General features: G+C 63.6%; 11 protein-coding genes. 3 read left to right on the top strand and 8 right to left on the bottom strand.

All coding sequences use genetic code 11. The features are described from left to right. Positions 1-18: 18 nt before the first annotated feature. The 6 genes from ACFE99_RS20355 to ACFE99_RS20330 form a co-directional block, all read right to left on the bottom strand. The gene (locus ACFE99_RS20355) at positions 19-198 is read right to left on the bottom strand and encodes a lipoprotein LpqH (protein ID WP_375488219.1); all 180 of its coding nucleotides are present in this window, start codon (positions 196-198) and stop codon (positions 19-21) included. 275 nt (positions 199-473) lie between these two features. Beyond that, on the bottom strand, positions 474-1,307 hold the full coding sequence (locus tag ACFE99_RS20350; protein WP_375488218.1) for an SDR family oxidoreductase: 834 nt from the start codon (positions 1,305-1,307) through the stop codon (positions 474-476). Further along, positions 1,304-1,759 carry an SRPBCC family protein gene (locus ACFE99_RS20345; protein ID WP_375488217.1) on the bottom strand — a complete coding sequence of 152 codons (456 nt, stop codon included), beginning with the start codon at positions 1,757-1,759 and terminating at the stop codon, positions 1,304-1,306. The genes ACFE99_RS20350 and ACFE99_RS20345 overlap by 4 nt, the downstream gene beginning before the upstream one ends. A 51-nt stretch (positions 1,760-1,810) precedes the next feature. Next, positions 1,811-2,221 (bottom strand): transglycosylase family protein, encoded by a 411-nt coding sequence (locus ACFE99_RS20340; protein WP_375488222.1) that lies wholly within the window; start codon positions 2,219-2,221, stop codon positions 1,811-1,813. A gap of 82 nt (positions 2,222-2,303) precedes the next feature. Beyond that, positions 2,304-2,657: a hypothetical protein gene (locus ACFE99_RS20335; protein ID WP_375488216.1), complete on the bottom strand. Its 354-nt coding sequence runs from the start codon at positions 2,655-2,657 to the stop codon at positions 2,304-2,306. 158 nt (positions 2,658-2,815) lie between these two features. Then, a complete protein-coding gene (locus tag ACFE99_RS20330; protein WP_375488221.1) occupies positions 2,816-3,244 on the bottom strand; it encodes a DUF6188 family protein in 429 nt (142 codons plus the stop codon). A 341-nt stretch (positions 3,245-3,585) separates the two neighbouring features. On the opposite strand from ACFE99_RS20330, the gene ACFE99_RS20325 reads away from it, so the two are divergent. Together ACFE99_RS20325 and ACFE99_RS20320 are read left to right on the top strand one after the other, a co-directional pair. After that, positions 3,586-3,981, top strand: coding sequence for a hypothetical protein (locus tag ACFE99_RS20325; protein ID WP_375488220.1), 396 nt, complete (start codon positions 3,586-3,588; stop codon positions 3,979-3,981). 82 nt (positions 3,982-4,063) lie between these two features. Continuing rightward, positions 4,064-4,678 (top strand): hypothetical protein, encoded by a 615-nt coding sequence (locus tag ACFE99_RS20320; protein WP_375488215.1) that lies wholly within the window; start codon positions 4,064-4,066, stop codon positions 4,676-4,678. An 11-nt stretch (positions 4,679-4,689) separates the two neighbouring features. Here ACFE99_RS20320 and ACFE99_RS20315 read toward each other — a convergent pair whose 3' ends face one another. Together ACFE99_RS20315 and ag85B are read right to left on the bottom strand one after the other, a co-directional pair. Next, positions 4,690-4,926 (bottom strand): DUF1918 domain-containing protein, encoded by a 237-nt coding sequence (locus ACFE99_RS20315; RefSeq protein ID WP_375488214.1) that lies wholly within the window; start codon positions 4,924-4,926, stop codon positions 4,690-4,692. 169 nt (positions 4,927-5,095) lie between these two features. Further along, positions 5,096-6,082, bottom strand: a complete 987-nt coding sequence (gene ag85B, locus ACFE99_RS20310; protein ID WP_375488213.1) for a diacylglycerol acyltransferase/mycolyltransferase Ag85B — start codon at positions 6,080-6,082, stop codon at positions 5,096-5,098. 305 nt (positions 6,083-6,387) lie between these two features. Here ag85B and ACFE99_RS20305 point away from each other — a divergent pair. Beyond that, on the top strand, positions 6,388-7,224 hold an 837-nt coding region (locus ACFE99_RS20305), incomplete at its 3' end, for a hypothetical protein (RefSeq protein WP_375488212.1).

Below are 7,224 nucleotides of genomic sequence, written 5' to 3'. Positions count from 1 at the left end.
AGCCCGGATTGCAATTCTTCAGCAGTCGGCTGTGATCTTGAAGTCCGTGGTGGTGACTTTGTTGGGGTGAGCGCTGTTGATGCCGTAGGCAATGCCTGTGATGGTCAGGGTGTTGTGGGCCAGGTGAGCGGCAGCGTCGCCCACCCCACTTGCCAGAAGCTGCCGGTGAATCCGTCGAAATCCGAGATCTTCACCCATTTGGGGATGGACCGGTTGCCGCGCAACAGCACAACGACCTCGAATTGCCTGGGCGCCCGGTGATGTCGACGGTCCAAAACGATTGCAGTTGACTGCACCGCGGGGCGCGGGGGGCGTAAGTGTGGCCGCCGACGGACACCCGCGCGGCCTTGTGCGACCCGCTCTGCGACCGCGAGCATCCGCAGACTGCAGCGGCGATGACCAACGCGGACAACGCAATTGCGCGATGCTGCACTAATTAACCTCCGTTCTTTGCATCTCTCGACGAGCCTCGGTTACCGCTGGTTGCGGAACAGTGCGGGCAGCGATTTGACGATGCGGCCGCGGACGAACTCAGGGCTGAGGCCTTTGAGTAGATCGATCCACCGAATGCTTTTCGGCACATACCAGTGCAACCGGCTCGGGTGGTGGTAGGCCTGCCACGCCGCCTCTGCGACGCTACTGGCCGGCATCAAGCGGAACATGCCTTTCTTGGGCGCGCTCGCCCGAATCTCCTCGGCGGAGCGCTTGAGCGCGCCCACCTCGGAATGCGACGGCGTCGACGTCAGGATCGCGGTGTCGATCAGACCGGGCAGCACATCGGCGACCCGCACCCCGTGGCGCCGCCATTCCACGCTCAGCGCTTCGGTCAGCCCTTTCACCGCGTGCTTGGTCGCCGAGTACACCGCAAGCTGCGGCATGCCGTAGGTGGCTGACGACGACGACGTCGAGAACAGCAGGCTACCCGTCGACTTCCTGAGATACGGCAGCGCCGCGTAGGCGCCCGTCAGCACCGCCTTGAAGTTCACCTCGACGACGCGCATGGCCGTCTCATAGGGCACATCCTCGAACCAGCCGGATTCGCCGATCCCGGCGTTGTTCCACATCATGTCCAGACCGCCATCGGGATTGCCCGCACAGAAGTCAGCCACCGCAGCGCCGAAGGCCGCCTTGTCGGTGACGTCCACGGGACGGGTCCACAGCCGCTCGCCGCCAAGCTGCTGACCCAGCGAAGTAAGGCCATCGGGATTGCGGTCGACCGCACCAACTCGCCACCCATTGGCGTGAAACAACTTCACGCCTTCGCGGCCCATGCCGCTGCCGGCCCCGGTGATGAAGACCGATTTCACGCCTCGACGGCATCCTTGATGCGGTGCAGGGTTTTTGTCATGTCGCGCAGGTTGCGGCGTTGACGCAGCCAACCACCGAACGCCCAGAAGTAAAGGCTGGTCAGCGGTGACGAACGGAGCCGGAAGGATTCGGTCACGTCGGTGCCGCCATCGCGGGGTGTCAACTCGTAGCGCCAGTGATTCACCGGTCGGTCGCCCATCAGCACGTCGAAGCCGAACTCGCGGCCTGGTTCACACGCGGTCACCTGGCACGTCGTCCAGTACACCGGCCCGATCTCGTTACGCCGGACGTGGCCGCGGAATCGTGCCCCGACTGCGGGGCCGGTCGCGCCGTCGATCCATTCCGCTTCGAAGGTCTCCGGGGAAAATCGCCCTTGGTTGCGCACATCAGCGATCAGGTTCCAGATCTTGTCCGCGGGTGCTGCCATATGAACGGTCACCGAGCCTTGCATGGGCTGATCCAAGCATGTTCGGCCGTGCCCAGCGGCTGGAAACGGTGATTTTCACAAGTGCGGGATGAACATCGACACAATGCGATTGGTCGTAGCGAGCAAATGATGCGTCGGTGACGGCAAAACCACGGACGGTACGCCGCTGCTGTTGGCGCATTTCGGCCATGCGCCGGGCCCCTGCGTGGCGAGGATTCTGTTCGCGACACGGATCTGGTCCTGGCGGCTGGCGTCCGCCGGTGAGCCAATGCCACCATTGGCGTTCCACGTCGCTTGGCTGATCTGCAGGCCACCGTAATGACCGTTGCCCGTATTGGCAGCCCAATTGCCGCCCGACTCGCATTGCGCAACGGCATCCCAGTTCACACTGTCGGCGTTTGCGACACCGGTGGATAGTGCCATTGCCACGGCAACCAATATTCCGGTGCCGGCGGCTTTGACCAACGGCCTGCGCGGATTGTTCACATCGAACGTTTCGCAACTTGTGGCCAAAGCGTTACTGATATGAAGAGGCGCGCTATCCGGGGCCTAACCCGGTGCGTGGCAGCTACCGGCGCTGCTGGCCCGCCGCGATCGCCGCCGATACCGCGATTCGGTGACGGGCGCCGACGAACGTCAGCTGGTGCAGTTGCGCCACCGAAGGAGATATCGGTAGTAGAGGGCTCGGCGGATCGACACACCGGGAAGCACCTGGCGCGCGGTCGCCGCAATTTCGCTCAAACTTTGCTGCGGTTGTGCGACCGGCACTCCGATGGGTGATAATGCCGAAGCGCGCGGAGCCCGGATCAAAGTGCTCGAAGCTGGTGTGCTCGAGCGCCGCGTTGGCAAACTGTGCGACGCGGTGGCGGGCGCGAGAAAGTGACGGCTGGTCGACATCAATGCCGGTGGCGGTGCGCGCCACGGGAGCAAGGCGTTGCAATAGCAGACCGTCTCCGCAGCCGACGTCCAAGCAGTGGTGACATCTGCTAGCGGCTCTTCTCAGGATCCACGGGTGATACGCGGTGTTGTGGTTCCAGTATTCGGTCACCCGCGAACTATCCCGGCAGAACCCGCCTGCATCTAGTCGCTGTCGCCTTCTTCCGGAATGTCGTGCCGTACCACCCGCACCTTGCCGCGCGCCAGGCAGGCGGCGTATCCGTGCAGCTTGCCGTACAACTCCCAGGCCGTGCGACGCGGGTCCGGAGCCACGTCGATCTGGTGGCCGTCCGAGAATTCCAGGTGCAGGTCGCCCGTGTCATACCAGACCACGCCGGTGCAGGTAGCCCCAGAAAAGTCGAACAGCGGCCGCTCTTCGACCGTGGTGTCGTGCGGATTGATGGTGACCACCTCGGCGGGCGCGTTGCCGGTCGCCGGCAGCGTCAAGCGCAGCGGCACCGAGATGACGAGTTCGTTGTAATCCTCGAAGTTCAACACGAGCCCGTCGCGAAACATGATCCGCTGTAGCGCACAGCCTTGAATCCAATGCTCGACCATTTTCTGTTCCGCCATATATTCACTTTGAACGCTGTAAAGCAGGTGCACAAGAGCGAGGTTCCGGCTCGCTCGGCAATTGCGTACTGCCCCTGTGCCGTCGCGTTGGCTTTGCCGGAATTCTTTTCTCTGTAGCAGCCCGTGCCGCGCTGGGTCGACGCATCCGTGGCGCCGCTTGCGGCCCTTGTATAGCGGGTCGATACGCGCTAGCGTTTCGACGTCTTCTCCCACGATCAAGACGGGTGATCATCATCGACACGCAGACCAACGAGGCCACCCCCAGCAACAGGCGGTTCACCGCTGGGTCCGCGCTGGACGACGGTGAGGCGCCAGTCATCGTCAGCTTGGTCGAAGCGGCGATGCAAATGTTTACTGCAGCGATCGATGCCCTGCCGGATACCAACGATCCGGAATTCTCGGATCGCGCGAAAGTGATCCTTTCCGGGCTGCGAAAGCTTCAGGCCGCATTGACAACGGCAGCATCGCGAAGCCGCGCCACGCCGGCGGTGATCGTGGCCCTAAGTGGAGTTCGAACCCGCTACGACGATCTGATGGCCAGGGCCGCTTCGTCACCCGGCGCCACGTTGGGACAGCAGCTCTATGTCACGCGTCGGCGCGCCAAACTCTCCGCACAGGAGACGGCCAACGGTGCCGGACTGCGGGCGGATTTGCTCGATGCGCTCGAGGCTGACGAAACTCCGACCGAGGAAGAGGCTGCCCGCATCAAGGAGCTCATCGCCGCGCTTGGCGGGTAGCCGACCATCAGGCCCGTGGGACTAGCTCCGTAGCGGCTAGCCTGGTGGCGATTGGCCTCTCACACGATGCCGGATCGCCCTGATGACGCTGACGCAACACATCGATCGGTGGACCAGCCCTGGTGGTCGCCCGGAATGGTCGCATTCCGCGGCGACTCGGCCGCTCATTGCGGCCGCACTCGCGATTTCCCTGCTGCTCGGCGGAGCGTTTCTGTCTATCTCAAGGCTTCATTCGTCGCCGTCGGACTACCTCGACCATCCCGACCATCCGGTCACCGACGACCAGAGCAAGGCCCAAGTCGTTGAGCCGGCCAAAGAAATCGTCGCGATCGCGGGGTTGCAGAAACCGGCGGCGGGCTACATGTTGATGTCTTGCAAAAACCAGCACGATCCGCCGTATCAGGGGGCGATTTACCTGACCTTCACGGTGCCTGCCGGCGTGCGTGCCGACAGCTACTTCCACAGCATCGCGGCGGCCATGTCCGCTGACGGCTGGCAGGAGGGCTTAGAGCCCACCCAGGGGGTGTACGGCAAAACCCTGTACAAGGACGGCGTCACAGCCATCATCTATCGGGACAGCGATTACCCAACCCTGGGCGTTGCGCGCGTCTATGGTCAATGCCGAAATGTCAGTGATCACCGCACCGACACAACGGCGTGGATCGAGATCAGCGACCAAATCGGTCGAGCTCGGTAGGCCAGCTCTGCCTATGTTTTAACTGCCCGGGACCGGGCCCGCTCGTCAGCGTGCTCCAACTCTGCGGAGGTGAGCACGATCGCGTCCGGACCGGGAAAGACAGTCGCTTCTTGGCTGGTGCCGTTCCACCGCACCACGTACGGCGGCGACCCATCCGCTGACCGCACCTCGGTGATCAACCCGCGGTGGTCTGGCTGTGCAACTGTCGTACCCTTGATGACCAACCAGTCGCCAACCTGGGCCTTCATCACACACTCCCTTTCATTGCTCCATGTCGATTGTGCGCGTGCCATTCGGCTACCGGAAGGGGAGGCGGGCAACGAAAATCAGCGCTTTGGCAGCGGTAAGCGGGCGCTACTTAAACACACTGCGCGTGACGGTGGGTGGCCATCACGCGCAGTGTATTGATTTCTGGACTCAGGCAGCCCCGCCGCTCGCGCCCAACGCGCCCTGCAGGTCAGGCTTCATGGCGTTCAGCTGGGCACCCCAGTACTCCCAGCTGTGGGTGCCGTTGTCGGGGAAGTTGAAGACGGCGTTGTGGCCGCCCGCGCCGTTGTAGGCGTCTTGGAACTTCAGGTTGCTGGTCCGGACGAAGCCCTCGAGAAACTCGGCAGGCAGGTTGGCGCCACCGAGTTCGGACGGCTTGCCATTACCGCAGTAGATCCACAGCCGAGTGTTGTTGCCGACCAGCTCTGGGATATGCAGTGACGGGTCGTTGCGCTGCCAAGCCGGGTCGCTGGGCGGGCCCCACATGTCCGCGGCCTTATAGCCGCCGGCGTCGCCCATCGCGAGGTTGACCAAGGACGGCCCCATGCCCTGTGACGGGTCCATCAAGGCCGACAACGAGCCGGCGTAGATGAACTGCTGCGGGTGGTAGACCGCCAAGATCAACGACGCCGACCCGGACATCGAGATGCCCACCGCGGCGCTGCCCGTCGGTTTGACGCTCTGGGAAGACAGGTAACCCGGCAGCTCGCTGGTCAGGAAGGTCTCCCACTTGTAGGTCGTGCAACCGGCTTTACCGCAGGCGGGGTTGTACCAGTCGGTGTAGAAGCTGGATTGCCCGCCCACCGGCATCACCACCGACAGACCGGATTGGTAGTACCACTCGAAGGCTGGAGTGTTGATGTCCCAGCCGTTGTAGTCGTCCTGGGCGCGGAGGCCGTCCAGCAAATACACCGCGGGCGAGTTTGCTCCGCCGCTCTGGAACTGGACCTTGATGCTGCGGCCCATCGCAGCCGACGGCACTTGCAGGTACTCGACCGGCAGACCGGGCCGGGAGAACGCCCGGGCAGTCGCTGCCCCGCCGAAAAGGCCGACCAGGCCTGGCAGAGCGGCGGCCGCAACGGCGACGACCGCAAGTCGCCGCACCCAGCCGCGCATCTTCTCGCTCACGTCTGTCATACCTGTGCCCCTTAAATATGTGCCGTCGGTCACTCGGCAAAACTTACCTTGTGGGAAGCCGGTATGTCGATCAGGACGCGAAAACATCTCGATTCTGTATCGGCAACGACGGTCGGATGGTCCCACGTCGCCGCGGTGGGCACCCGATCCACTCAAGTTTCACCGCCCCGCGTAGGCTCGCCCGGGATAGGCCGACGAAGACCACGTTGTCCCGGTCCATTCCGGCGCTCAAGAAACACCGTGTCAAGGGTTTGAGGCCCGTCGCGCGTGGCGCCGGTGGCTTCGGGCACGATTGAGGTGCGAATTTGGATACGGTACTTGGGCTCTCGATGACACCGACCATCGTCGGGTGGGTCCTGGTCGACGGACACGACGCAGATGGCAGCATCCTCGACCACGACGATTTCGCGGTGCATACCGGCGGGGGAATGCGTGCGATAGACACCGCGGAACTGGTGGCAGCCGCCGTATTTCGAGCCCAGGACGTGGTGGTGACCCTCGATCGGCGGGTACACGTCATCGGCGTCACGTGGAGCGACGACGCGGCCGCCGAGGCTGCGCTGCTGTTGGAGTCGTTGACCGGCGCCGGTTTTGACAACCTCGTACCGGTTCGGTCGACGCAAGCTGCAGAGACCTTGGCGCGCGGACTAGCACCCGTAATCGGCTACGACCAGACCGCGGTGTGTGTTATCGAGGGCGACTCGACCACCGTCGTGCTGGTCACCGTCTCCGGCGAGGAGACACGCACGGCCGTCAAACATGTGGGCGGTGGCGCCGACGGCCTGATCCGCTGGCTGACAACCATGTTCGACCGGAGGTCGTGGCAGCCGCGGGGCGTTGTCGTCGTCGGCTCAGATCCGGAGTTGGACTCGATCTCATGGCGGCTCGAAGATGCTTTGCCCGTCCCGGTTTTCGCGCAGAATGCAGCGCACTTAGCCCTGGCGCGGGGCGCGGCACTGGCGTCTGCTCAGAGCACTGAGTTCACCGAAGCAGATGTGATCAAGTCGTCGCCGAGGCATCCGACGCAGCAGCTGCGGTCTCGACCACCGTCATACGTGGGGGCATTGACGGTGTTGATTGCCGGCGCGCTTACCTTCGTCACTTCGCTGTCACTGGCCGTCGGTTTGCGGGTGCTGCCCGAC

The organism is uncultured Mycobacterium sp. (genome assembly GCF_964249325.1).
Lineage (GTDB): Bacteria > Actinomycetota > Actinomycetes > Mycobacteriales > Mycobacteriaceae > Mycobacterium.
This window is presented reverse-complemented; position numbering and strand designations above follow the sequence as displayed.